Origin of the sequence: Pseudomonas sp. MWU12-2029 (assembly GCF_023242425.1) — a bacterium.
Classification (GTDB): domain Bacteria; phylum Pseudomonadota; class Gammaproteobacteria; order Pseudomonadales; family Pseudomonadaceae; genus Aquipseudomonas; species Aquipseudomonas kribbensis.
The window spans coordinates 120,834-145,506 of sequence record NZ_JALJDY010000011.1 but is presented as its reverse complement, the minus strand read 5'-3'; the positions used below and the strand labels follow the sequence as shown (position 1 = coordinate 145,506).

22 protein-coding genes are annotated in these 24,673 nt (G+C 61.2%); 8 read left to right on the top strand and 14 right to left on the bottom strand.

The annotated features are described in order from the left end of the window. Positions 1-145: 145 nt before the first annotated feature. Positions 146-1,144, top strand: a complete 999-nt coding sequence (moaA, locus tag M5B44_RS24825) for a GTP 3',8-cyclase MoaA (RefSeq protein ID WP_248740841.1) — start codon at positions 146-148, stop codon at positions 1,142-1,144. A 28-nt stretch (positions 1,145-1,172) separates the two neighbouring features. Beyond that, complete coding sequence (locus M5B44_RS24820) at positions 1,173-2,072, top strand: bestrophin family protein (RefSeq protein ID WP_085711473.1); 900 nt, start codon at positions 1,173-1,175, stop codon at positions 2,070-2,072. A gap of 33 nt (positions 2,073-2,105) precedes the next feature. Here the strand turns inward: M5B44_RS24820 and M5B44_RS24815 are convergent, their stop codons facing one another. The 3 genes from M5B44_RS24815 to M5B44_RS24805 all read right to left on the bottom strand — a co-directional run bounded on the left by M5B44_RS24815 (position 2,106) and on the right by M5B44_RS24805 (position 4,848). After that, a complete protein-coding gene (locus tag M5B44_RS24815; RefSeq protein ID WP_248740840.1) occupies positions 2,106-3,392 on the bottom strand; it encodes an ATP-binding protein in 1,287 nt (428 codons plus the stop codon). Next, positions 3,393-4,100, bottom strand: a complete 708-nt coding sequence (locus M5B44_RS24810; protein WP_248740839.1) for a response regulator — start codon at positions 4,098-4,100, stop codon at positions 3,393-3,395. A gap of 139 nt (positions 4,101-4,239) precedes the next feature. Further along, on the bottom strand, positions 4,240-4,848 hold the full coding sequence (locus M5B44_RS24805; protein WP_248740838.1) for a tRNA-(ms[2]io[6]A)-hydroxylase: 609 nt from the start codon (positions 4,846-4,848) through the stop codon (positions 4,240-4,242). Positions 4,849-5,006: 158 nt separating this feature from the next. Between M5B44_RS24805 and M5B44_RS24800 the strand changes: the two genes are divergently transcribed. Continuing rightward, positions 5,007-5,870 (top strand): universal stress protein, encoded by an 864-nt coding sequence (locus M5B44_RS24800; RefSeq protein ID WP_085711476.1) that lies wholly within the window; start codon positions 5,007-5,009, stop codon positions 5,868-5,870. Positions 5,871-5,915: 45 nt separating this feature from the next. On the opposite strand, the gene M5B44_RS24795 is transcribed toward M5B44_RS24800, so the two are convergent. Next, entirely contained in the window at positions 5,916-6,386 is a 471-nt protein-coding gene (locus tag M5B44_RS24795; RefSeq protein WP_248740837.1) for a DUF1289 domain-containing protein, read from the bottom strand. A gap of 468 nt (positions 6,387-6,854) precedes the next feature. On the opposite strand from M5B44_RS24795, the gene acnB reads away from it, so the two are divergent. After that, positions 6,855-9,464 (top strand): bifunctional aconitate hydratase 2/2-methylisocitrate dehydratase, encoded by a 2,610-nt coding sequence (gene acnB / locus M5B44_RS24790; RefSeq protein WP_114883810.1) that lies wholly within the window; start codon positions 6,855-6,857, stop codon positions 9,462-9,464. 67 nt (positions 9,465-9,531) lie between these two features. Here the strand turns inward: acnB and M5B44_RS24785 are convergent, their stop codons facing one another. The 5 genes from M5B44_RS24785 to M5B44_RS24765 form a co-directional block, all read right to left on the bottom strand. Continuing rightward, a complete protein-coding gene (locus tag M5B44_RS24785; protein ID WP_248740836.1) occupies positions 9,532-11,190 on the bottom strand; it encodes a SulP family inorganic anion transporter in 1,659 nt (552 codons plus the stop codon). Continuing rightward, positions 11,180-11,797: a ParB-like protein gene (locus M5B44_RS24780; RefSeq protein WP_114883813.1), complete on the bottom strand. Its 618-nt coding sequence runs from the start codon at positions 11,795-11,797 to the stop codon at positions 11,180-11,182. The genes M5B44_RS24785 and M5B44_RS24780 overlap by 11 nt, the downstream gene beginning before the upstream one ends. Before the next feature lie 137 nt (positions 11,798-11,934). After that, positions 11,935-13,215, bottom strand: a complete 1,281-nt coding sequence (locus M5B44_RS24775) for an HAAAP family serine/threonine permease (RefSeq protein ID WP_085732019.1) — start codon at positions 13,213-13,215, stop codon at positions 11,935-11,937. 256 nt (positions 13,216-13,471) lie between these two features. Then, positions 13,472-13,642 carry a hypothetical protein gene (locus M5B44_RS24770; RefSeq protein ID WP_248740835.1) on the bottom strand — a complete coding sequence of 57 codons (171 nt, stop codon included), beginning with the start codon at positions 13,640-13,642 and terminating at the stop codon, positions 13,472-13,474. Between the two features lie 48 nt (positions 13,643-13,690). Then, positions 13,691-13,978 (bottom strand): hypothetical protein, encoded by a 288-nt coding sequence (locus tag M5B44_RS24765; RefSeq protein WP_371320928.1) that lies wholly within the window; start codon positions 13,976-13,978, stop codon positions 13,691-13,693. A gap of 180 nt (positions 13,979-14,158) precedes the next feature. On the opposite strand from M5B44_RS24765, the gene M5B44_RS24760 reads away from it, so the two are divergent. From M5B44_RS24760 to M5B44_RS24750, 3 genes are all read left to right on the top strand, one after another. Next, positions 14,159-14,542 carry a tautomerase family protein gene (locus tag M5B44_RS24760; RefSeq protein WP_248740834.1) on the top strand — a complete coding sequence of 128 codons (384 nt, stop codon included), beginning with the start codon at positions 14,159-14,161 and terminating at the stop codon, positions 14,540-14,542. Positions 14,543-14,761: 219 nt separating this feature from the next. Further along, positions 14,762-15,286 (top strand): cysteine hydrolase family protein, encoded by a 525-nt coding sequence (locus M5B44_RS24755; RefSeq protein ID WP_248740833.1) that lies wholly within the window; start codon positions 14,762-14,764, stop codon positions 15,284-15,286. A gap of 139 nt (positions 15,287-15,425) precedes the next feature. Next, positions 15,426-16,394: a 2-hydroxyacid dehydrogenase gene (locus tag M5B44_RS24750; protein ID WP_119427306.1), complete on the top strand. Its 969-nt coding sequence runs from the start codon at positions 15,426-15,428 to the stop codon at positions 16,392-16,394. Here the strand turns inward: M5B44_RS24750 and tssA are convergent. Genes tssA through M5B44_RS24725 form a run of 5 tightly spaced genes read right to left on the bottom strand, consistent with a single transcriptional unit; the run spans position 16,391 to position 23,895 of the window. Beyond that, positions 16,391-17,473, bottom strand: a complete 1,083-nt coding sequence (tssA, locus tag M5B44_RS24745; RefSeq protein ID WP_248740832.1) for a type VI secretion system protein TssA — start codon at positions 17,471-17,473, stop codon at positions 16,391-16,393. The genes M5B44_RS24750 and tssA overlap by 4 nt on opposite strands. Next, positions 17,470-21,291 (bottom strand): type VI secretion system protein, encoded by a 3,822-nt coding sequence (locus tag M5B44_RS24740; protein WP_248740831.1) that lies wholly within the window; start codon positions 21,289-21,291, stop codon positions 17,470-17,472. The genes tssA and M5B44_RS24740 overlap by 4 nt, the downstream gene beginning before the upstream one ends. After that, positions 21,288-22,052 carry a DotU/TssL family secretion system protein gene (locus tag M5B44_RS24735; RefSeq protein ID WP_114883823.1) on the bottom strand — a complete coding sequence of 255 codons (765 nt, stop codon included), beginning with the start codon at positions 22,050-22,052 and terminating at the stop codon, positions 21,288-21,290. Before M5B44_RS24735 ends, M5B44_RS24740 begins: the two co-directional genes overlap by 4 nt. Positions 22,053-22,070: 18 nt before the next feature. Then, positions 22,071-23,402: a type VI secretion system baseplate subunit TssK gene (tssK, locus tag M5B44_RS24730; protein WP_248740830.1), complete on the bottom strand. Its 1,332-nt coding sequence runs from the start codon at positions 23,400-23,402 to the stop codon at positions 22,071-22,073. Positions 23,403-23,448: 46 nt separating this feature from the next. Then, the gene (locus M5B44_RS24725; protein ID WP_134826533.1) at positions 23,449-23,895 is read right to left on the bottom strand and encodes a type VI secretion protein; all 447 of its coding nucleotides are present in this window, start codon (positions 23,893-23,895) and stop codon (positions 23,449-23,451) included. A gap of 228 nt (positions 23,896-24,123) precedes the next feature. Here M5B44_RS24725 and tssB point away from each other — a divergent pair, with 228 nt between their 5' ends. Further along, entirely contained in the window at positions 24,124-24,666 is a 543-nt protein-coding gene (gene tssB / locus M5B44_RS24720; RefSeq protein ID WP_114883827.1) for a type VI secretion system contractile sheath small subunit, read from the top strand. The last annotated feature ends 7 nt before the right edge of the window (positions 24,667-24,673 follow it).

Here is a 24,673-nt window from a genome sequence, read left to right as displayed (position 1 = left end):
GAAGCGTAAAAAACCGAATAATTATTTCATCATCGACAGCATCAATCGGCCGGTCATTAATAGTGATTGGACGCTGTTCGAAGTTGCTCATAACCTGCGCCGACCCAATCCCTTCAATAGCGGATTTCACCCAAGCGAGGCTGTCATGTCAGAGCGCGTCCTGATCGATGGTTACAACCGCCGCGTCGACTACCTGCGCATGTCGGTCACCGACCGTTGCGACTTCCGCTGCGTGTATTGCATGGCCGAAGACATGCAGTTCCTGCCCCGCCAGCGAGTGCTGACGCTGGAGGAGATCTATCAACTGGCGCAGAGCTTTGTGGCGCTGGGCACCCGCAAGATCCGCCTGACCGGTGGCGAGCCGCTGATTCGTCCCGGCGTCGTCGGGTTGTGCAAGCAGATTGCTGCCCTGCCCGGCCTGCGCGAGTTGTGCCTGACCACCAACGGCTCGCAGCTCGGCAAACTCGCCAGTCCGCTGTTCGACGCCGGGGTCAAGCGCCTCAACGTCAGCCTCGATAGCCTTGACCCGGTGCTTTTCAAACAAATGACCCGCACCGGCGACCTGGCGCAAGTGATCAACGGCATCGATGCCGCCCGCGAGGCCGGATTTACCCGCACTAAACTCAACTGCGTGGTGATGCAGGGCCGCAATGATCACGAGATCAACGATCTGGTGCAGTTCGCCATCGAGCGGGATCTGGATATTTCCTTTATCGAGGAAATGCCGCTGGGCATCATCAGCGAACACAGCCGCGCCGAGTCGTTCTTCTCCAGTGCCCAGGTGCGTGAGCGGATTGCCGAGCGCTTCACCCTGATTGATTCCGCCGAAACGACCCAGGGCCCGTCGCGCTACTGGCGGCTGGCCGAAGCGCCGCACATCCGGCTGGGGTTCATATCGCCCCACAGCCATAACTTCTGCGGCACCTGCAACCGGGTGCGGCTGACGGTCGAGGGGCGTTTGCTACTGTGTCTGGGGAACGAGCATTCGGTGGACTTGAAAGCCGTGCTGCGGGCCCATCCGGGTCAACCGCAACGACTGGAGAAAGAGATCATCGATGCGATGAAGCTCAAGCCTTACCGGCACAACTTTGAAGTGAACGACGACGTGCAAGTGGTGCGTTTCATGAACATGACCGGCGGCTGAGCCGCCACGTTTTCAAGGCAAAAACAGCATGATCATCCGACCCAAGGTCAACCAGTTCGCCATCCTGTTCACCCTCAAGGGCTCGATTGCCAAACGCATCGCCCTGCGCACCCTGATGGTCACGTTGCTGGCGTCGGCCATCGTGCTGGTGGAAATCCTTCATCCGAGCAACTTCACCAAGGTCAACGCCACGCCGTTTACCTTGCTCGGTCTGTCGCTGTCGATCTTCATGAATTTTCGCAACAACGCCTGCTACGACCGCTGGTACGAAGCGCGCAAGGCCTGGGGCGAGGTGATCGTGCATGTGCGTTCGGTGATTCGCGAAACCCATGTCATCCGCGAATCGGCGCAACGCCGCTTGCTGTTGCTCAACCTCTGCGGCTTTGCCCATGCGCTGAATGCGCGATTGCGCCGGGAAAACGAAGCCGCCGCCAGCGCCGAGTGGATCACCCCGCAACACGATGCACAGGTGCCGGACTACAGCGGGCGCATTTTGCAAACCGTCGGCCAGCAATGTTCTGATCTGCACGAGGCGGGCGACCTCAGTGAATGGCGCTATATGTTGCTGGCCAATCACCTGACCAGCCTGACCCAGGCACAAGCGGTGTGCGAGCGGATCAAGAACACGCCGCTGCCCTTCCCTTACACCTTGCTGCTGCACCGCACGATCTATCTGTTCTGCATCCTGCTGCCGTTCGCCATGGCCGAACCGCTGGGCTGGCTGACGCCGCTGTTCACGGCGATTGTCAGCTACACCTTCTTTGGCCTGGATGCGATTGCCGATGAACTGGAAGACCCGTTCGGGCGTGATGAAAATGACCTGCCGACCGATGCGCTGGTGCGGGGTATCGAGCGGGACATTCTGGCGGAACTCGGTGTCGAGCCTTTGCCTCCGGCGCTGAAACCGGTGGACTACGTGCTCAGCTGATTGGACACCTCCCCTTCGGGGGAGGAAATTCAATCAATCCAGATGCGCCCAGGTCATACGGAACGACGCCCCGCCCCACGGTGAGTCGCCAACCTCAACCCGACCGCCATGGGACTGCGACACTCGCCGCACCAGCGCCAGGCCGAGGCCGAAACCACCGGTGCGGCGGTCGCGGCTGGCGTCCAGGCGCGAGAACGGTTCGAAAATCTTCTCCCGACCGGCCAGCGGCACGCCCGGGCCGTCGTCGTTCACCTGCACTTCGTATTGATCGCCGATGCGCACCAGCGACACCTCGACCCGTTGCTCGGCATAACGGATGGCATTACGCAGCAGATTGATCACCGCCCGCGCCATGAAACGTGGCTCGATCCGCACCTCGTCGACCCGGCATTCGCCGATCAACAGCTGCACGCCGGCCGCCTCGGCCTCCAGCGCCACGCTCCCGACCACACTGTCGAGCCAGTTGGCGGCCTGAATGTTTTCGCGGGTAATGACCGTCGCGCCGCGTTCGAGGCTGGCGTAGGTCAGCAGCTCGGAAACCATTTCTTCCAGCTCGCCAAGGTCGGCGTACATGTCGGCGATCAGTTCGCGGTTCTGGCTGGCGTCCGGTTGTTGCTTGAGTTGGTCGAGCTCAAACGACAACCGGGCAATCGGCGTGCGCAGTTCGTGGGACACGGCATTGGTCAGTTCACGCTGATTGGCGATCAGGCCTTCGATGCGCGCCGCCATCAGGTTGAAGTGTTCGGCCAGATCGCGGATGTTCGAGCGCTTTGAAAGCTGGATACGTGCGGAGAGGTCATTGTCGCCGAAACGCTCGGCGGCCAGTCGCAGCTTTTCCAGATCACGCCAGTGCGGGCGCACCCAGAAGTACAGGACGATACCGAGCAGCACGGCCAGCATCATGTAAGCCGCCGAAATGTAGAACGGCATCAGGCTCGGCTCCGGCGGCAACTTGATGCTGAGCAATTGCGAACCGCCGTCGATGTTGCTGATGAACTGGGTGTAGTCGTGGCGGATCACCAGCAGGCCCTGGGCCAGTTCGGCTTTTTCCTCATCGCTGAGGTTCAGTTGATCGGCCTCGACCAGACTCAGCGTCAGCCCGTAGTGCGGGCGCAGCGCGTCCAGTTGCGCCTCGCGCGCCGCGCCTTTCTGGTCGCGCATGTGCTCGATCAGCGACCAGGCCTGGCCACGCACCGCCTCGCGGTTGTAGGCCTGCATCTGGTTGTCGAGCAGCGCGTTGAAGGTGTGTTCGACAGTTTGCAGCGCCGCCACCAGCCCGACGGTCATCACCAGAAACAGCCCGAGAAATAACCGCAGCATCTACAACTCCCACGCAAACGGATTGAACAGATAGCCTTTGCCCCACACGGTCTTGATGCACACCGGCTCGCGGGGATTGTCCTTGAGTTTGTTGCGCAACTTGCTGATGTACACGTCGACGCTGCGGTTGAGGCCGTCGAAGGCGATGCCGCGCATGCGGTTGAGAATGTCGTCGCGCGACAGGATGTTGCCGGCGGCACTGGCCAGCAGCCAGAGCAGTTCGAATTCCATGGTGGTCAGCTCGATCAGTTCGCCGGCCAGACGCACTTCGCGGCAACTGCGGTCGATATGCAACTGACCGAACTCCAGGGAACTGACCACGCCGCTGTCCGGCACTTGCCGGCGTTGCAGCGCACGCAGACGCGCGAGCAGCACCGGCGGTTTGATCGGTTTGATCACGTAATCGTCGGCCCCGGACTCCAGGCCCAGAATGTGGTCGAGGTCGTCTTCCTTGGCGGTCAGGATGACAATCGGCGTGTCCGACACGCTGCGGATTTCCCGGCACACGTGCAGGCCGCTCTGACCCGGCAACATCAGGTCGAGCACCACGACTTTGGGCTTGAATTCAAGAAACGCGGCCAGGGCCAGATCGCCGCGATGCACCGTGCGCACCTCGTAGCCGTGTTGTTCGAGAAAGTGGGCGATCAGCGCGGCCAGCCGCTCATCGTCTTCCACCAGCAGGACTCTGCCAAAACCAAGGTTATCCATAACGACCGTCGCCAACCCTCAGTGAAGTGGGCGACATTATGGCGGCATTCGCAGGCAAGACGATTATCGCGGGCAGCAAAAACCGGCCACTTGGGCCGGTTTTCGTTGATGTTTCATGCTCTTAAGAGTTTTTAACAATTCATGCCGCGACGGGTACGCCGCTGTGGAAACGGAATTCCTCGTCCGGGGACTCGATCAGCTCCTGCTCGGCGGCGCGGACTTTCTCGATCACTTGGGCAATGTCCTTGGCGTCACCGTACTGGTAGGCGAGTTTCAGGTAACCCTGGAAATGCCGGGCCTCACTTTTCAGCAGGCCGAAGTAGAACTTGCCCAGCTCTTCGTCCAGATGCGGCACCAGCGCTTCGAAACGCTCGCAGCTGCGGGCTTCGATGAAGGCACCGACCACCAAAGTGTCGACCAGTTTCACCGGTTCGTGGCTGCGCACCACTTTGCGCAGGCTCGAGGCATAACGGCCGGCGTGAAGCTGGCGCAGCTCGATCTTGCGCCGCTTCATGATGCGCATGACCTGTTCGTGGTGCACCAGTTCTTCCCGGGCCAGACGCGACATCATGTTGATCAGATCGACATGGGAATGGTACTTGGCGATCAGGCTCAACGCGGTGCTGGCGGCCTTGAACTCGCAGTTCTTGTGGTCGATCAGCAGGGTTTCCTGATCGGCCAGCGCGGCCTGGACCCAGGCGTCTGGCGTGCGGCAGCCAAGGAATTCGTGGATTTCGGGAAGGATCATGGGGCTCACGGTCAAAGGTGTTCGAGCGAAGGGCGCCGATTATACCGGCCTGCCCGCAGACCACCAGCGCCAGCCCTTGATATGCATCAAGTCGCAGGCGCATCAGCAGCAACTATAGTTGTGCAACGCCGTGCCTTTTCATTGCTGGAGACTCACTCATGCAAGCCATTCGCAGCATTCTGGTGGTCATCGAACCCGAACACGCGGAAAGCCTGGCGCTCAAGCGCGCCAAGCTGATCGCCGGGGTGACCCAGGCCCATCTGCACCTGCTGGTCTGCGACAAGAAGCACGATCACGCCGGCATGCTCAGCGTGCTCAAGGCCGCGCTTTTGGCGGACGGCTACAGCGTCACCACCGAACAGGCGTGGAACGAGAGCCTGCACGAAACCATCATCGACGTGCAGCAGGCCGAAGGTTGCGGGCTGGTGATCAAGCAGCATTTCCCCGACAGTTCGCTGAAAAAAGCCCTGCTGACTCCGGCGGACTGGAAACTGCTGCGCCACTGCCCTACTCCGGTGCTGCTGGTGAAAACCTCCGCCTCCTGGAAAGACCGGGTGATTCTGGCCGCGGTCGATGTGGGCAACGCCGATGGCGAACACCGCCACCTGCACACCACCATCATCGACCACGGTTATGACATCGCGAGCCTGGCCAAGGGGCATCTGCACGTGATTACCGCCCATCCGTCACCGATGCTCTCGGCCGCCGACCCGACTTTCCAGCTCAAGGAAACCATCGAGGCGCGCTATCGCGAGCAATGCAGGGCGTTCCAGGCTGAATTCGATGTCGATGACGAACATCTGCATGTCGAGGAAGGCCCGGCGGACGTGCTGATTCCGTTCATGGCGCACAAGCTGCAGGCCGCCGTGACGGTGATCGGCACTGTGGCGCGTACCGGATTGTCAGGGGCGCTGATCGGCAATACCGCCGAAGTGGTGCTGGATGCGCTGGAGAGTGATGTGCTGGTGCTCAAGCCGCAGGAAGTTGAAGACCATTTGGTGGAGCTGGCGGTGAAGCATTAAGCACTGTTGTCATCCTGTGGCGAGGACACTCGCCACAGGTAACGCTTATTCGCCCAGCGCATCCTTCAAAAAACCGGGCGCGATATAGCGCTGATAGTGCGCTTCCGACAGCAGGAAAAATTCCCGATCAATGGCATCGCGCAGTTCCGGCAGGTTCCAGTCGCGAAACTCCGGCAGCAATACCATCCCGTAGGCTTCCAGATTAATGATCACCCGCGCGCCTCGGGCGATCAGCTGATACGCCCAGCAATATTCCGACTGATGCGGCACGAAGCGGATCTTGCGCTGTTCCAGCTGATGGCGCAGGCGCGCCGGGTCGAAGACTTCGACCTTGCTCGCCATCACTTGTGACAGCAATTGCTCAAGACGCAGCCACACCGCGCGCTTTTCTTCCTCGTTGTAACCGTTCCAGTGGATCACTTCGTGGTGGAAACGCTTGCAGCCACGGCACACCAGATCACCGTAAACAGTGGAGCAGAGGCCGACGCAGGGGGTCTTGATGGTCTGATTGGGCATAAATGGGCAGAACACTTGAAACGCGGAACAGGTCGGCATGTTAGCCCTTTGTCCGGCATTCATCACCCCTCAAACGTCAGGGGCAAGCGCTGGATCGGGGTTTGCCTCACCCACACACAACGCCACCAAAGTCCAATAGAGCCCGACTTACCTTTAAATTTTTTTTGCCGTAGAATCAGCCAGCCTTTTTAGGCGCCAATGTCCGTTAGAAGCTGTTTTCAAAGCGTCACGAGCACAGTCGTTCCTTCAGAGCGGTGTTGGTGATGGGTTTTTCCAGCGGGGAAAAGCCCAACGCCAACCCTCATCAGCTCCCCGTTCTGCAGGCGTAAAACTTTGAAAGCAGCTTCTGTAAGGAATTGCCGGTAATTCTGGCCGAACGACCCACAACGTCGTGAGGAGCATGAGTACGGCAATTTCGGGATGAGCGTCCCGGACACCCATTTGGGACCACTGATGAGGGTAATAACTGTGCTTGAAGCCTACCGCAAACATATCGAAGAGCGTGCAGCCCTGGGTATCGTTCCCCAGCCGCTTAACGCCGAACAAACTGCAGGCCTGGTCGAGCTGCTGAAGAATCCTCCGGCTGGCGAAGAAGCTTTCCTCGTTGACCTGATCACCAATCGCGTTCCACCAGGAGTGGACGAAGCCGCCTACGTCAAGGCCGGTTTCCTCTCCGCACTGGCCAAGGGCGAAGTCTCCTCCCCTCTGCTGGACAAGAAACGCGCTGTAGAACTGCTCGGCACCATGCAGGGCGGCTACAACATCGTGACCCTGGTCGAACTGCTGGACAACGCCGAACTGGCGCCAGTGGCCGCCGAAGAACTCAAGCACACCCTGCTGATGTTCGATGCCTTCCACGACGTGGCTGAAAAAGCCAAGAACGGCAACGTTCACGCCAAGGCCGTGCTGCAATCCTGGGCTGACGGCGAGTGGTTCAAGAAACGCCCTGTGCTGGCCGACAAGATCAGCCTGCGCGTCTTCAAGGTCACCGGCGAAACCAACACCGACGACCTGTCCCCTGCTCCAGACGCCTGGTCGCGTCCTGACATCCCGCTGCACGCCCTGGCCATGCTGAAAATGGCCCGTGACGGCATCGTTCCGGACGAGCAAGGCAAGACCGGCCCGATGAAGCAGATCGAAGAAATGCGCGGCCAGGGCTTCCCTATCGCCTACGTCGGTGACGTGGTCGGTACCGGTTCTTCGCGTAAATCCGCGACCAACTCGGTCCTGTGGTTCTTCGGTGACGACATCCCTTACGTGCCGAACAAGCGCGGCGGCGGTTTCTGCTTCGGCAGCAAGATCGCTCCGATCTTCTACAACACCATGGAAGATGCCGGTGCACTGCCTATCGAGTTCGACGTATCGAACATGAACATGGGCGACGTGATCGACCTGTACCCGCACGCCGGCAAAGTCTGCAAGCACGGTACCGACGAAGTCATCACCACCTTCGAAATGAAGACTCCGGTCCTGCTGGACGAAGTCCGCGCCGGCGGCCGTATCCCGCTGATCATCGGCCGTGGCCTGACCGAGAAGGCTCGCGCCGAACTGGGTCTGCCTGCGTTCGACCTGTTCAAAAAGCCTGAAGCACCGGCCGAAAGCACCAAGGGTTACACCCTGGCGCAGAAAATGGTCGGCAAGGCCTGCGGTCTGGCAGAAGGCAAAGGCATCCGTCCTGGCACCTACTGCGAACCGAAGATGACCACCGTAGGTTCTCAGGACACCACCGGTCCAATGACCCGTGACGAACTGAAAGACCTGGCGTGCCTGGGCTTCTCCGCTGATCTGGTGATGCAGTCCTTCTGCCACACCGCGGCGTATCCAAAGCCGATCGACGTGACCACCCACCACACCCTGCCTGACTTCATCATGACCCGCGGCGGCGTTTCCCTGCGTCCGGGCGACGGCATCATCCACTCGTGGCTGAACCGCATGCTGCTGCCGGACACCGTGGGTACCGGCGGTGACTCGCACACCCGTTTCCCGATGGGCATCTCGTTCCCGGCCGGTTCCGGTCTGGTCGCGTTCGCCGCAGCCACCGGCGTCATGCCGCTGGACATGCCGGAATCGATCCTGGTGCGCTTCAAAGGCAAGATGAAACCTGGCATCACCCTGCGTGACCTGGTTCATGCCATTCCTTACTTCGCCATCCAGAACGGTCTGCTGACTGTCGAGAAGAAAGGCAAGAAAAACGCCTTCTCCGGCCGCATCCTGGAAATCGAAGGCCTGGAAGGTCTGACCCTGGAACAGGCGTTCGAACTGTCCGACGCCTCGGCCGAACGTTCGGCTGCCGGTTGCACCATCAAGCTGTCGAAAGAGTCGATCACCGAGTACCTGCAGTCCAACATCACCCTGCTGCGCTGGATGATCGGCGAAGGCTACGGCGATGCGCGTACCCTGGAGCGTCGTGCTCAAGCGATGGAAGCCTGGATCGCCAACCCTGAGCTGATGGAAGCCGATGCCGACGCCGAATACGCCGAAGTCATCGAAATCGATCTGGCCGACATCAGCGAGCCTGTACTGTGCGCGCCGAACGACCCGGACGACGCCCGTCTGCTGTCCAGCGTTGCTGGCGAGAAGATCGACGAAGTGTTCATCGGTTCGTGCATGACCAACATCGGTCACTTCCGCGCTGCCGGTAAACTGCTGGATCAGGTCAAGGGTCAGCTGCCAACCCGTCTGTGGCTGTCGCCGCCGACCAAGATGGACGCTCACCAGCTGACCGAAGAAGGCTACTACGGCATCTACGGCAAGGCCGGCGCCCGCATGGAAATGCCAGGCTGCTCGCTGTGCATGGGTAACCAGGCACGCGTCGAGCCGAACAGCACCGTGGTGTCGACGTCGACCCGTAACTTCCCGAACCGTCTGGGCGACGGCGCGAACGTCTACCTGGCTTCGGCTGAGCTGGCGTCCGTTGCTTCGATCCTGGGTCGCCTGCCGACCGTCGAGGAGTACATGGAATACGCTGGCAAGATCGACAGCATGGCGGCCGATGTTTACCGCTACCTGTCCTTCGACCAGATTGCCGAGTTCCGTGAAGCTGCTGCGAACGCCAAGATCCCTGTCGTTCAAGCCTGACGCTGCAACGCAATGAAAAACGCCGCCCATCGTGAGATGAGCGGCGTTTTTTTATGCCTGCGGAAACTCATGCATTCAGCTTGAGTGCCTGCTGAACCGCCTCATCCACACTCAAGCCGCTCAACAGTACCTGCTCACGTTCCAGCGCTGGCAATTGCGCCAGCACGGTCTGCGCCTCATGTTTGAGGCGCGCCAAAATCAACAGTTTGTCTTCGGCCCGCACCTGCAGGAAGAACGCTTCCAGCGCTTCGATGCTGGTGCCGTCCAGATCCGGCGATTCTTCCAGACTCAGGATGATTGTGTGCACCGCCGCCGGCGCATGTCGAGCCAGCCGCAGCGCGCCGCCGAGAATCCGTTCCACGTTAGCGAAAAACAGTGCCTCGCTCGGACGCACGATCAGCACGCCGGGAATTTCCCGGGCATCCGGATGGCGCTGCACGTCGACATAATCGTGACCGCCACCCATTTGCCCCAGCACCTGGATATCCGCCGAGGACATCTGCTTGAGCATCAGCACCACACTGATCGCCACTGCCAGCAGCAAACCGTCGAGCACACCCAGCACCAGCACCGCCGCCACCGCGCAAATCACCAACAAGCGGTCACGCCGCCAGATGAAGTAGCGGCCCAGCGGTTGCAGGCTCAACGCACGCCCCAGGGCGTGAATCACGATCGCGGCCAGCACCGGTTCCGGGGTCAGGGCGATGTACGGCAGCACGGTCAACACGATCAGCAACACCACTGCCGCCGCGACTACACCCGCCAACCGCGATGTCGCCCCCGCCGCTTCGTTGGCCGAAGTCGCCGAATACCCGGCCCCGGCGGGCATGCCATGAAACAGCCCCGACAGCAGATTGGACGCGCCAAGGGCCAGCAGGTCGCGGTTCGAGGACACCCGATCGCCGTGTTTCAGGGCAAACGAGCTGATCGAGCCATAGGATTCGGCATACAGAATCATCACCATGGCAAACGCCAGCTCACCGAGGCGCAGCCAGTCGGCAAACGGCATGTTCGGCAACTGCGGCATCTCCAGCGCCAGATCGATAACCCCGATCAGCTTCACCCCGTGGGCCGGCAGATTCAGCCACTGACTGGCGGCAATGCCCAATGCCACGACGATCAGCCCGCCCGGTACCCGGCGAAAACGGGCACAGACCATCAGTACAAGCAACGCCACCAGCGCGACCCCGGCGCCTGCCAGGTTCCATTTCGGCCACTGCTCCAACAACTGCGGCAGAAAGCGAACCAGGTTGCTCTCAGTCAAGTGGACATCGACGACGCTCGCCACCTGCTTGAGGATGATCGTCACCGCCAATCCCAGTGCAAAGCCACGCAACACCGGTTTGGCGATGAAGGACGTCACACTGCCGAGCTTGAACAACCCCGCCAGCAGAAACAGCACACCAGTCATCATCACCAGACCGACCGCCAGGCTCAGGCGCAAGGCCGGATCGCCGCCAGCCAGCGACGCCGTCGCAGCCGCCAGTACCGCCGCCGAGGACGACGTGGCCGAGACCACGGCAAAGCGGCTGGTGCCCATCAACGCGTAACACAGCAGCCCGGCGAACAATGCGATCACCCCGGCCTGGGGTGGCAACGCGGCAATGCTGGAATACGCCACGGCCTCGGGCAGTAACAGACCGGCAATCGACAACCCGGCCAGCAGGTCCTGGCTACGACTTTGCACTTCGGGTCGGGAAGCGGCACTCAGAGGTTCAGTTGACAATCGGACCCACCCACCCTGGCAGATACCGAGCTTCCTGACTGCGGGCCAGATTCATGGCTTTGGTTTGCAATTTGGGACTGAGGTCGTTGATCTGATCACTGGCGATGCGGCTGCGAAAGAAGTCCGCCCAGAGAAACTCGCTGTAGGGCGTCGCGTCTTTGGCGTAACCACCGGCCCGGCGCAGGCGTCCGGCGAGGCTGCGATAAGGATCGTCCTGCAGATCGGCGATGGACTTGGGAATGGCTTCAAAGGTGCGCCGGACACCGCGCCCATCGTAGGGGTGCGCCCACTGGTTGAAGTTCATCACGTTCCAGAAGGTTACCGTGTCGACAAACGAAAGATCTTTGAGCACCAGCAAGGAGGCCTTCTTGACCTCTTCCTCGATCAGCGCCAGACCAAAGTGATGGTGATCGACGATGTAATAGACGCCTTCAGGCCCGAGCACACTGGGGAACCAGTGATTGTCCAGCGCTGCCGCCCGCTCCTTGCGTTTGAGTTTTTTCCATTCCTGGCGCTTGTCGGCGACTTCGGCGAGGCCGACCGTAAGCTGGGTGGGATGGAGTTTTTCCAGTTTGGCGCTGATCAATTGGGGTCGGGCACGGGGCATGAGGCATCTCCGGGGAAAAGTGCCTTTCAAGCGTAGCCGTTTATGCCTTGGGATGCGTGCCCTGGATCAGGCACTGAGGGGGTCTTGCAAAAACGGGGGCGAATGGCTCGCCCCCGTTTGGAACTGCTGGCCTGGAATCAGGCGGCCAGCGAGTAGATCAACGCCGAAATGGCCACCAGGCCTACAGCGGTGACAAACACGTTCGACGCCTGACCGCGATAGCGCGCCATGGCCGGTACCTTGCGGATCGCGTACATCGGCATCAGGAACAGGATCGCCGCGATGACCGGGCCACCGATGGTTTCGATCATGCCGAGGATGCTCGGATTCAGGGTCGCCACGATCCAGCACACCACCAGCATGAACGCTGCAACGATTCGATCCAAGGCCTTGGCGCCCGGGCGCTTGCCGCTTTTTACGATCAAGCCTTTGAGACCTTCGCTGGCACCGATGTAATGGCCGAGGAACGACTTGGAGATGGCTACGAACGCAATCAGCGGCGCGGCGAACGCGATGGTCGGGTTGCTGAAGTGGTTGGCCAGGTACGACAGGATCGACAGGTTCTGTGCCTTGGCTTCAGCCAGTTGCTCCGGCGACAGGGTCAGCACGCAGCTGAAGACGAAGAACAGCACCATCACCACCATCAGCAGGTGGGCGCGGGACAGGATCTGCGAACTGCGTTCGTCGGCGTGAACACCGTAACGACGCTTCTGATCCACCGCGAACGCCGAGATGATCGGCGAATGGTTGAACGAGAACACCATCACCGGAATCGCCAGCCACAGCGTGTGCAGCAGCGCCGACGGCGCCGGCACCTGCGAAGCGGTGCTCAGGATGCCGCCGTTCCAGTGCGGAATCAGGTACACCGCGAGGAACAGCAGCGCGACGATGAACGGATACACCATCAGGCTCATCGCCTTGACGATCACCTGCTCGCCGCAACGCACCACGGCCAGCAGGCCGAGGATCAGCACGAACGACAGCAACGCGCGCGGTGGCGGCGTGATGTGCAGTTGGTGTTCGAGGAAACTGGCGACGGTGTTGGTCAGGCCAACGCTGTAGATCAGCAAGATCGGGAAGATCGCGAAGAAGTACAGCAAGGTGATCAGCGCGCCGGCCTTGATGCCGAAATGCTGTTCCACCACCTCAGTGATGTCGGCGCCTTCGCGACCAGAGAGCACAAAGCGGGTCAGACCGCGGTGTGCGAAGAAAGTCATGGGGAATGCCAGCAGCGCGAGGATCACCAGCGGCCAGAAGCCACCCAGACCTGCGTTGATCGGCAAAAACAGGGTACCGGCGCCGATGGCCGTCCCGAACAGTCCCAACATCCAGGTAGTGTCATGGCGATTCCAGCTCGACAATTGGGCTGGTGCTGCCGTTTCAAAGCGTTGTTCGACGCTATTGGCCTGATCATTCATCCGGTCGGATCTCCGCATTCCGGTCACTTGCCACTCGGTCAGGACGCGTCGGAAAAAACCGACAGACATGCTCCGGCCGAAACAGGGGCGCGATTCTCCGCGATAAATGAGCGGAAGCAAAGACTTAGCTGAGGAATGGTTGTGCGGAGCAGATTGGAAGGTTGTCGCTTTTGGGAAAATAGCTGTCGGCACCAGATACGTAAAATGTCGTTTTATGACACGTTCTAGCGCCGAATGCGCCATGGGGAAAATCCGATCAAATCGATCGGGCCAACATGAAGCCAAGGGACATGCAAAAGATGCCCAGCCCCAGCAAGCCCCAGATCGGGCGCATTTCTTTCCTGTTTTTGATCCGCATTTTTTCGGCCCACTCATCGTGTTCCCGTTCCAATTGTTCCATTCTGGCTTTGGCGTCATAGGTACTCATGTTGATTTCCTTTTGGGTCATGTGTCTGAAGATGGCGAAAACGAACGCTCAAAACCTGAAAAAGACGCCAGCCAATGCCGCGCTTGCCGTTAACACGCCGGCCACTACCGCGACTGGATAAAAATACGTCTCCCATTTCAGCTTCTTTTCTTCCGCCAGAAGCTTTTGCCGTTCAGCCACAAGTTTTCGCGTTTCGTTATGCAGCCTGTCGAGTTCCAGGTTTTCACGGTTGTTCTGAAGCATTGGCCTTCCTTGGCTGATGGCAATTTCCGTCCAGGCCGCCGCTTCATCCTGAAGAACGCGCCCTGTCCTGCTCTCTATGGTTTCGTGCTTCACATCTCGCCGTATAGCGGATAAATCCGGCAGCACTCGTAGGCAACATCCGTAAATCCCGCAGGACGCGGCATCCGCTTCCTAACGTTTTTAAACAACCTCACCGATTGGCATTTTTCGGCTATACCCAATGGCGAACCGACTGACAGCCCTTTCCAGTCCCCTGCCCCATGGAGCCCTCCCATGCCCCTCGTCCGCGTCGAACTCAAGAAACGCCCCGACCCGACCTTCGCCAAACGCGTCGGCGAGCAGATCTACGCCGCCATGCGCAGCACGATCAATGTGCCGGAGCACGACAACTTCCAGATCCTGGCGGAACACGAGGGCGAGCATTTCGTCTTCGATCCGCAATACTTGGGGATCCAGCGCAGCGACCAGTTGGTGATCATCCAGATCACCCTCAATGAGGGCCGGACGCTGGAGCAGAAAAAGGCGCTGTACCAGACCATCGCCCGGAACCTGAACACGCACCTGTCGATCCGTCTGGAAGATGTGTTCATCAATCTGGTCGAGGTGAAAAAAGAGAACTGGTCGTTCGGCAACGGCATCGCCCAGTACGCCAGTTGATACGCCTGTTGACAGTCCGCTGACGCCGCCAGCATGATCGGCCCCATGAACCTTTGCGCGCTGCACCTCACCCGTACCACCACGACCGCCACCGGCGGGTCGTGGTGTTTGCGCCTGAGGTAAAACCAGCGCAGCAAACCCAAGGCCCCGCCAGCAATGGACGGGGCCTTTTTGTTTCTCCCGTCCGTGCGGCACGTTTGGTACCCAAGGAGAAACACCATGTCCGCAGCACTGTTGATCATCGATATACAGGTCGGCCTGTTCCAGGGTCAGGAAAAACCCCACGACGGCGAACGCATGCTCGCCAATATCCAGCGCCTGATCGCCCGGGCACGCCAACGACAAGTGCCGATCTTTGCCGTGCGCCACACAGGCCCGCAGGGATCGCCTATTGCCGCCGGCACTGCGTTCTGGCAGTTACTGCCTGCGCTTGAGCTGGATGCCGCAAACGCCACCCTCTTCGACAAATCCCGCCCCAACGCCTTCCACGGCACGGACCTGGCCCGGCAACTCAACGCCGCGAAAATCGAAGACCTGTACATCGTCGGCATGAAAACCCAGTTCTGCATCGACAGCACCTGCCGTGCCGCGGCCGATCTGGGCTTCAAGCCCTTGCTGGTAGCCGATGCCCACACTTGCATGGACACCCCCGCATTAGCGGCCCCGGCGATCATTGAGCACCACAATGCAACCCTCGGCGCGGCGTTCGTGCGGTTGATCAACACCGCCGACATCGCCTTCTGACGAAGCGCCCGCGCACTCCCCGCATCAGCTCCTACACTGGCTGGTGCGGGGCAATGTCGGCCATTGCCAAACCGCTCTGCAATCAGCACTCTGACACGACTTTCGCGACCGACCCGCCGACGATCACAGGAGCCGAGCAATGCCCGCCACCGTTCTGGTACTGGTTGAAACCATCAATGACTACCTGCCCATTCTTGAACGACAGGGCTTTCACCTGATTCTTGCCCCGACTCCCGCCGAACGCGCCCAGGCCATTGCCACTCATGGCGCTCGTATCGACGCAGTGCTGACCCGTGGTCCGCTGGGGTTGTACGCCGAAGAAATCGCCGCATTGCCCGCGCTGAAAATCATCTGCGTGATCGGCGCCGGCTACGAACAAGTGGACCTGCAAGCCGCCAGCAACCGGGGCCTGACCGTGACCAACGGCGCCGGCGTCAACGCCTCGTCGGTAGCCGACCATGCCATGGCGTTGCTGCTGGCGCTGGTACGCGACATTCCACGCTGCGATGCCGCCGTGCGCCGTGGCGAATGGCCGAAGATCATGCGCCCGTCCCTGGCGGGCAAGCGGCTGGGGATTCTCGGCCTCGGCGCAGTGGGCATGGCCATCGCCAAACGCGCGAATCTGGGTTTCGACATGGAGATCAGCTACCACAACCGCCAGGTGCGCAACGATGTGCCTTACACCTTCTGCTCGACCCCCACCGAACTGGCTCGGGCCTCGGATTTTCTGGTGGTGGCGACGCCCGGCGGCATCGGCAGCCAGCATCTGGTGACCCGTCCCGTGCTGGACGCGCTGGGGCCCAAAGGCTTTATCGTCAATATCGCCCGCGCCAGCGTGATCGCCACGGCGGACCTGATCACGGCACTTGAGCAACGGCGAATTGCCGGCGCCGCACTCGACGTGTTCGACCACGAACCTCGGGTTCCGGACGCGCTGAAAACCCTGAGCAACGTGATCCTCACCCCGCACGTCGCCGGGCTGTCACCGGAAGCCACTCAAGGCACCGTGGAACTGGTGGGGAAAAACCTGGTGGCGTTCTTTTCCGGGGAGCCGGTGCTGACACCGCTGACACTGCCGCCGAAGCAGAACAACCAGCGCGTGCACTAAAGCACACCGAGCAACGTCCACAGCCGTCGCGATTCGGCGTCGGCCGAGATCAGCTCGCCGAGCAGTTCGCTCAACGGCTTGTTGCCCCACTCCACCCCGCGCCGGATCAGGTATGGCACAGGGCTGTGGGGTTCGGTGCGGGCCAGGTATTCGGCGATCAGCAGCAATTGCCGATAGGCCTCTTCACGGTTCGCCGGTTCACGAAAGACCTGCCCCGCCACGGGGGCCTCCTCGACCGGTTGCGCCTCAACCACGGGGGCTTCGACAGGGGCGACCGGCGCCGGTTTTTGTGGGTGCATGGCGATGAACTCCTGAACCAGTTTCAACAGCGCTTGAATGATCTCCTGCAAGGGCTGCAGACCCGGCCCCTGATCACCGAGGTACGTATCGCTCCAGGCGTTCAGACGTTGCAGGTGCTGCTGGCTCAGCAGCAGATTGCCCTGTTGGCGCAGCCAGAACGCCAGCGGCGTGGCGCGTACCTGTTCGCTGAGTTTCTTCTGTTCATTACGTGCGGTCTCCGCTGAAGCCTTGGCATTCTTGCTGTCATTGACCTGCACCTGCTGCACCTGCAAACGGCGCCAGGTTTCCAGGTTGTATGCCTCGAAATCGCTGTTGTGCGAGCCGAACAGCGGCACCCGGGTCAGCAGCACTTCACTGTAACGCCGCACCAGCCACTCCAGCGGAATCACCCGCCACGACTGATCACCCTCCTCGGCCTGCGGGTGCAGTTGTTCGGGATAGCGCTCACACAATCCGGCGATCAGCGCCAGGCTGCCGGGCAATCCGTCCAGCCCCTGAAGATGCAGCCAGGCCTCGCCGAGCCAGGCGCTGAGCATCAGGTCCTTGCTGCGCTCGATCAGCAGCGTGGTGGTGAGTGTTTCCACTGCCGGCCAGTTCGCCTGTTTCAACGTCGATTGCCAGACTCCGGTCGGCAGGCTCGCATCGTCTTCACGGCGCAGGTCGCGCAATTGATCGAACTCGCGTTCGTAACGCAGATCCGCACCACAAGGCGCATCAGGGCTGATCGGTGCGAGCAACTGATCGATCAGGTCGGGCAAGGTTGCAGATGGCAGGCTCACAGGCCCTCCTCGCGGGATTCAATGGCGGCGGTGGTACCGGTTACCTGGAACGGCGAACGCGGCGCCCGGGTCGGCAACGGCGGAATCGCCAACGGCAGTTTCGAGCCCTGACTCATCAACGACAGGCGCACGAACATCCGGGTGAACTCCGTGGTCACGCTGTCGTTCAGCGCAGTGACCGGCAGGCGCAATGTCAGGGGAAAATCCGTGTAATCCATGCTCGGCTGGCGCTGCACCGAGAAATGCGCGCGCATCAGCCGCAGCAACGACCATGGCCCGCCGTACTCCCAGCCCGCCTCCATGTCGCGCACCACCAGGTTTGGTTGCAGCGGATCATTGACCGGCCGCTCGCGACCGTTGCGCGCCCAGCGCAGGGTCAGGCGGATCGGCTGACCGACCATCCAGCGCAGGTTCGGCTGTTCGGCGGCGGGATAGCTGATCTGCTGACTGCCGGCCAGCAAGCCCCCCGCGATCACCTGATCGGCACCGCGCTCATCATCACGATCAGTGCGCCAGCGAACATCCATCTCGACACCGAGAATGCCACTCTTGTCGCGCACGAACAGCGGGGTCAGCCACAGGCTTGCCTGCTTCAAGCGGTTGAGAAAATCTTCCGCCGCCAGTCGTTCCGGAGTCTGGCTCAGCACCAGTCCGGCCTGGGCCACCGGCAGACGCTTGTCGATGATTTCCAGAAAATGCTGCACCCGCGCCGGGTCCGCGTCCTGCGCCTGCAAACCGTTGGCAAACGGAAAGCGATCGGCCAGGTACTGATTGAAATAGTTGGCCAGTTCATTCCACGCCGCCGCAGCCTGCTGTTGTTGCAGGTACTGGCAACGCTGCATGGCCGACTGTTGCAACTCCACCGCACGCATCGCCAGGGTGCCGCGCCCGCCCGCCAGATTGGCGGTCTGCAACACCTGCACGCAGGAGCCGGTGTCCATCTCGATGAAATCGCGGCTGACCAGTTGCTCGATCTGCGCCGGCGAACTGGCCGGGTTCGAGTCCTTGTATTTGAGCAGTTCGTCGTTGAGTGCGCTGAACTGGGTCACCCGCTCGTAATCCAGCGCCGACAGATTGCCCTGCTGAGTCATCAGCCACTGCAACGCCGAAGTGCGCCGCTCGGTGATGCCGAGCATGGTGTTGAATTGCTGCTTGAGGCTCAGTTTCAAATCCTGCACATCGCTGGCACCGTACAGTTGCAGGCCGAGGTTTTTCGAGCCGTCCCACTGACTGATTTCAGTCCGGCCACCGAACAGCGGTTGCGCGGTGATTTCCTCCAGACCGTTGACGATCTGCGCCATGGCCCGGCGATTCAGCGCGCCTTGCAGACGGGCCGCCAGATCACTGCGATGGACTTCAACAAACGCCTTCTGCAAAGCCATCGCTTGCTCGGCCTGCACGTTGAACACCGCGTAAGGATGCGTCTGGTCGTTGTGATCCTTCAGGCTCAGCCACATGGCCTGCGCCGCCGCGCCTTCTGCCGCTTGCAGCAACGCCTCGCGATAAACAGGTGGGATGCGCGGCAATTCTTCGGCAACGTAACTCTTGTAACTGGTGAAGTAGTTGAGAGATGTGTTGAGGTCATCGCCATCGACGGTCTGGCCTTGCAGGTTGACGTTGTCTTCAGTGGCGCGCATGGCGATGGACACGAAGTCGCGCTTGAACAGTGCCTGCACCGCGTTATTGAGTTTCACCACCTGATCCTGCAACGCCAGTTGCCCGCTGCCCTGTTGCACCAGCAAGTTGCCGCGCGAACCGATCTGGGCGATCCACTGGTCACGGAAACTCTGCTGCAACTTGCCCGCCTGGGCGTCGAGTTGTTGCTCGACCGCCGGCCCGAGCAGCGTGCTCTTGCGCACCTTGTCGAGAAATTCGCGGTAGCCCGGCACCAACTCTTGCCCCTTGCCGCGGCTCCAGGTCGAGTTGGTCAGGGCAATTGCGGCTTGCAGGTCATCGATCAGCGCACGCAGGTCTTCCAGCTCGCTGAGGCTGTTGCCACCCCCCGCCTCGAGCTGCTCCAGGTGCAACTTGAGGTAGCCGGCCCTGCTGACAAAGTTGTCGGCCAGGAAATACTGATCGAGCCAGCGCTCCATCAGTCCGTTGAAATTGCTGACGATCAACGGCCGCTCGACACTCAAGTCCAGCGCCTGCAAATCACCGCTGTCCCCCGCCGCCAGCAGCCGGTTGTAGTAAGCAGCGTGAGGTAGCGTCGCTGCGTTGAGGTTGAGCGACAGCGCGTTGTTGCTCAGTTGCACCAGATCGTCCAGCGGAACGCGCTGATTGTTCTGCACCTCGGCGAACAACTGGTTCTGTTGCTCCAGGCGCAACGCCCGGTCCACCAGGTCCGTGGCTTTCTGGTAGTTCTGCCACTGGGCCGGGTCTTCGCTTTCGACGCTGTTGCGCCGATCCGTCGCGCGGATCGCCTTGACCTTCGCCAGCTCCGCCACCAGCAAGTCATGCAGCGGCTGGATCATATGACGCTGGGCGGACTGGAATACCGCCCGTTCGATCTTCACGTCGACAGAAGAAATCCACGATGACGGAAACGCCAGCGACACGTAGTGCCAGTGCGGGGCCTTTTCCAGCACCCGCCAGAAGCTCTGCACGTTGCGCCGGGTCGGCTCGACGCGGTGGGCGTCATCGGTGACCGTGACGTAACTCTTCTGCGCGCCCTGCATCAGCCGCGCCAGCTCATGGGCATCCTTGACCGACTGGTTCCACACCCAGAACATCGCCAGCGCCCAGACGACCCCGACCACCAGCGCCACGCCGGCCGTCAGCCGTTGCCAGCGCTGACGCAGGCGCAACAGACGCGGCACCCCCTGGGCCAGCCCCCGCTCGCCCACCAGGCGCTGGCGCCACAGCTGACGCATGAACACGCTACGCTGCAGACCACTGTCATCGGCACTGAAGCCGTCCAGTGCGTCGTCGGCCGGTTGGTTGGCGCTGAAGTACACGCCGCGAAAACACGGAGCCTCGCCCTGAGCGTTACCCTGGAACACCGGTTCCAGCACATTCTGCAGACCCCGTCGCAGCGTTTCGAGACGCTCTGGCAAGGCGTACAGATCCGCAGTCAACTGCCCGGACAACGTACCGAGTTCAATCACCGCTTCGGCGACGGCGCGGTGCAGGCGATCCAGCGCCTGATCACTCCACTGCCCCTGCCACACCGCATCCCGCGTAAACGGCGATGACCAGCCCAGGGTACGTTCGCGTGCCTCATCCGGCAGCGCACTGATCAGGTCCTGAAACCCCGGCAGTTCTTCAAGCCCGGTGACGATCACGTACACCGGCACACTCAGGCCAAAGCGTTGCAGCAGGTCGATGAAGCGTCGGCGCGCCGCCAGCCCCAACTGCGTCGCCTGCTCCAGATTGCCCAGGCGACTGACCGGCACGGTCCAGATCACCCCGTCGAGCGGACGCTTGCTGCGCAGGCGCAGGATCAACCCGAGCAACCGCCACCAGCCACCCCGTTGCAAATGCATGCCGTCTTCCGGCAGAAACAGGCCTTGGGGCACCACCAGCACCGCACCTTCAGGGTCCGACCACCAACGGCCGAACCAGGCCGGCTTGTCGGTGGGTTGCAGGCGCCATTCGGTCACCAGTTGCGTGCCCTGGACCTCATCACCGAGCATCAGCAGCCATGGCAACTGATAGCGATCGTGAGTGCCCTGCTCTTGCTCCATGTGCCGCACCGCAAGATAGAAACTGCGGATCGCCGCACCGCTTCGAGTGCGCAGCCACCACACCGCCACCCCGACGATCACCAGCAGCAACAGCACCGCCACCACCCACGCGACGATCGTCAAGGTACTCATGAGTCTTGCTCCGGCGCCGCCATCGAGTCGGTGGTTTGCAGCACCGGCTCCAGTTCGGAACGAATGTCACTCCACAAGAACTGGCCGACCCCGGTCAGCAACAGCACCATCGCCAGAATTCCCAGCGCCAGACGAAAGCCGTCCGGCAACGCCGTGCGCACCGGCAATTGCAGCGGCGCGGCCAGCGACGGCTGCACCAGTCGCTGGCTGACATCGTCGTAACTGGCCTCGTCCTGCCAGGCAAAGGTGAACAGCGCCAGCCGCCACTTCTCCAGTTGCGCCTGGCTATGCTCGCCGCGCAAACGTCCGTGGAAACCGAGAATCAGGCATTGCAGGTAAACGTTGGCGAGGTCGCGGGTGGTGGGTTGCTGTTCATCGAGAAGGGTCTGGATCGCCGCCGGCAACTGCTCACCCGCCTGCCGGCTGGAGTAGAGGCGCGATTCCAGAGGTTTTTCCTGCCAAGCACTCTGGCCCGGCCATGGGCTGAACAGCAGGGTTTCATCGACCAGCGCAACGAAAGCGTACACCAGCGCCTTGACCTGTTCGGTCGCCGAGTCGCCAACCCGAGAAAACGCCGTGCGCCACAGCCGTTGCGAAGCCTGGGTGGACAGCTCGACCACGGTTTCGACCAGCGCCGCATCGTCCTCGATGTCCTTGGGCAACTGCGTCCAGTCCAGTTGCCATTGCTGCCACGTCTGACGGAACGCGCTGCTCAACGGTGCGTCCTGCAACCCAAGGCTTGCGGCACTTCCTTGCGACATACGGCGTTCCTTGTGTGATCAGGCACTTTCACTGTTCTGGGCGACAAACAGCACCACTTGCCACGGACTGCTGGTCAACCGGTTGGCGGGCGCGGCGATCACCAGCGGCAATTGCGCGTCGAACCAGTTGCCTTCGGCTGTCACCACAAACAGTCGGGTGTCGTCGCCGACGCTGTAGGCCACTTGCTCGCTGCGATTCATGGCCTGATGCGTCAGACCGCTCATGCGCTGGCGGCTGAGCAAGGCGATATGCGGCGCCGAGGCGATGATCGCGCCGCGCAGCCACTCGCCGGCCGCCTGTTCGCTGGCACCGTTGGGCATGCGCAGGCCAATGACCAGCCGCTGGCTCGGCTGCTCGTCCGGCAACTGAATGGAAAAGCTGTGTTCACTGCGCTCGAATGCAATGCTGCGATAACCGGCGCGGATCAGCTCAAGCGTGGTTTCCAGCCAATCGAGCAGCGGCTCGTAACCACGCTGCAACTCGAAAAAATCCAGCGGCGCAAACGACGGCACCCCCGCCAGCGGATCCAGCGCCGACCACGCGCCGGCCAGCCCCAGCAGTTGCACATACAACGCCTGCGGGTGGGCGATGCGGCTGTTCAGCGAGCCTTCAACTTCCGGCAATCGCGTCCATAACGCGGTCAGTTGGCGGCGAATCTCCAGCGCATCGTCCTGATTGCCGGACTGTTGTGCCTGACGCAGACGCCCGCCGAGAAACAGGCATTTCTCCCGGGCCCGCGCGCAGAGCCCGGCAATCCGCCGACCCAGCGGCGACTCCGGCAACAGGACCGGCGTCGGCGGTGTATACGGCAACGGCAGGAAACCGCCACCCTCCCTGCGGATTTTCAGCAGCGGCAGGCAGATCGAATCGGCCTTGTTGAGTTGCGTGCACAGACGCGGATTGGGTCGCCACACGGTAATCGATTCGGGGAATTCACCGCTGGTGAGATCCGGCAGGGCCTCGCCGACCACCGACTGTAAACGGCCCTTGAGCGGTAGCAATTGACCGGCTCGCCACAGCGGACTGATCGCCAGGTACACGGTGACAGTCGCATCGTCGGTTTCGTTGATCGACGGGCCGACATCCAGCTCCAGCAACGGCCCGACTCCAACCTGCAGATTGACCGGCAACCCGTCGGGCATCGTCCCTTGCAACGACAGCACGCGAACCACCCCGGCACTCATCGCCGAAGGGTCGAACTCCATGTGGCTGATCCCGAAGAACCACGGATTGCACGCCTGGGCCAGATGCGCGCCGAGCGCTTCGGCCCGCAGGCCCTGCAACTGAAAATGCTGTGGCAGCAATTGCATGCCTTCATGCCAGCAGACCGCGTCAGGTAGCAGACTCATACGACTCCCTTCGACTGCACCGCGAACCGGCGGCGGACGGTTTTTTTCAGTTTTCCTTGCTGACCAGGGTCATCTCGCGGCTGTCGAACTTGAGCCACGCATCGCTCTGATCGTCCAGCCGCAAGCGGTGCGCTCCGGGTGTGTTATAGCTGGCGAAGACTAAAAGTCCAGCCGCCCGCTTGCCCCCCAGCGGGAAGGGTTGGCGGTCGATGAATTGCCCCGGTACCAGCTCCAGTCCCCACACGCTCATCAGTTGACGATAGTCGCGCTGGTACTGCTCGCGCCCGGCGAACCACTGCTGGGCGCTGATGCCCGACAGTTGCTTGAGCAGGTCAGGGTCGTTGACCGCGATGAAATCCACGGCGATCGGGGTGTCGTCATTGGCCTTGGGCGCGACGTCGAGGGTCAGGCTGTCGAGGTCGACTTTCGGCCCGAAGAACGAACAGCCCGCGAGCAGCGCAAAGCCGAATGTTAGAAAAAGTCGTGAAGACAAAATGAATTTTCCTTTTCGCGAGACAGTCCAAAAATGTTTTTCGCTTGCATTTTTATAGACCTGTTCTAGCGTCTTGGGTAGTTCGGTTCCTACAGCCGAATGTGGAAGGTTTGTCAAAGGAACGACAGGTCATCTGCCTCCCTTTCTAACCTGTGGTCCAGCAAGGGAAAGCGATGAACGGGCCTCCCCGATGCATTGCGCCCGCTCATCGCATCGGAGTCCGCCGACATGGCAGAAAGTACCCAGCACAAGCTCGACCGGGTTCGCCCGCCCCGAGTGCAAATCACCTATGACGTCGAAATCGGCAACGCCATCGAGAAAAAGGAATTGCCGCTGGTGGTCGGGATTCTTGCCGACCTCTCGGGCAAGCCGCTCGAACCACTGGCAAAACTGACCGAACGCCGTTTCACCGAAATCGACCGCGACAACTTCAACGACGTCCTCGCCTCCATCGCCCCTCGCGCCACGCTGCAAGTCAACAACACCCTCAGCGGCGACGACAGCAAGCTCAACATCGAACTCAACTTCAAACACATCGACGATTTCGACCCGGTCAGGGTGGTGGAGCAAGTCACCCCGCTGCGTCGCCTGTTCGAAGCCCGTCAGCGCCTGCGCGACCTGCTGACCAAACTCGACGGCAACGACGATCTCGACAAGCTGTTGCGCGATGTCATCGCCAACACCGAAGGCCTGCAAGAGATCAAATCGGCTCGCCCGGACACCGCTGTCCCGGCAGCTGATGCCGAGGCCCCGGCCGAACCGCAAGCCTGATCGTCCA

Excerpts from the sequence above, each read along its gene's own strand:
- M5B44_RS24750 (WP_119427306.1), top strand. The coding sequence starts at position 15,426 with ATGCCCGCCACCGTTCTGGTACTGGTTGAAACCATCAATGACTACCTG.
- M5B44_RS24775 (WP_085732019.1), bottom strand. The coding sequence starts at position 13,215 with ATGAATGATCAGGCCAATAGCGTCGAACAACGCTTTGAAACGGCAGCA.
- M5B44_RS24810 (WP_248740839.1), bottom strand. The coding sequence starts at position 4,100 with ATGGATAACCTTGGTTTTGGCAGAGTCCTGCTGGTGGAAGACGATGAG.
- M5B44_RS24755 (WP_248740833.1), top strand. The coding sequence starts at position 14,762 with ATGTCCGCAGCACTGTTGATCATCGATATACAGGTCGGCCTGTTCCAG.
- M5B44_RS24770 (WP_248740835.1), bottom strand. The coding sequence starts at position 13,642 with ATGAGTACCTATGACGCCAAAGCCAGAATGGAACAATTGGAACGGGAA.
- tssB (WP_114883827.1), top strand. The coding sequence starts at position 24,124 with ATGGCAGAAAGTACCCAGCACAAGCTCGACCGGGTTCGCCCGCCCCGA.
- M5B44_RS24735 (WP_114883823.1), bottom strand. The coding sequence starts at position 22,052 with ATGTCGCAAGGAAGTGCCGCAAGCCTTGGGTTGCAGGACGCACCGTTG.
- M5B44_RS24805 (WP_248740838.1), bottom strand. The coding sequence starts at position 4,848 with ATGATCCTTCCCGAAATCCACGAATTCCTTGGCTGCCGCACGCCAGAC.
- M5B44_RS24815 (WP_248740840.1), bottom strand. The coding sequence starts at position 3,392 with ATGCTGCGGTTATTTCTCGGGCTGTTTCTGGTGATGACCGTCGGGCTG.
- M5B44_RS24795 (WP_248740837.1), bottom strand. The coding sequence starts at position 6,386 with ATGCCCAATCAGACCATCAAGACCCCCTGCGTCGGCCTCTGCTCCACT.
- M5B44_RS24760 (WP_248740834.1), top strand. The coding sequence starts at position 14,159 with ATGCCCCTCGTCCGCGTCGAACTCAAGAAACGCCCCGACCCGACCTTC.
- M5B44_RS24800 (WP_085711476.1), top strand. The coding sequence starts at position 5,007 with ATGCAAGCCATTCGCAGCATTCTGGTGGTCATCGAACCCGAACACGCG.
- M5B44_RS24780 (WP_114883813.1), bottom strand. The coding sequence starts at position 11,797 with ATGCCCCGTGCCCGACCCCAATTGATCAGCGCCAAACTGGAAAAACTC.
- M5B44_RS24820 (WP_085711473.1), top strand. The coding sequence starts at position 1,173 with ATGATCATCCGACCCAAGGTCAACCAGTTCGCCATCCTGTTCACCCTC.
- moaA (WP_248740841.1), top strand. The coding sequence starts at position 146 with ATGTCAGAGCGCGTCCTGATCGATGGTTACAACCGCCGCGTCGACTAC.
- M5B44_RS24740 (WP_248740831.1), bottom strand. The coding sequence starts at position 21,291 with ATGAGTACCTTGACGATCGTCGCGTGGGTGGTGGCGGTGCTGTTGCTG.
- tssK (WP_248740830.1), bottom strand. The coding sequence starts at position 23,402 with ATGAGTCTGCTACCTGACGCGGTCTGCTGGCATGAAGGCATGCAATTG.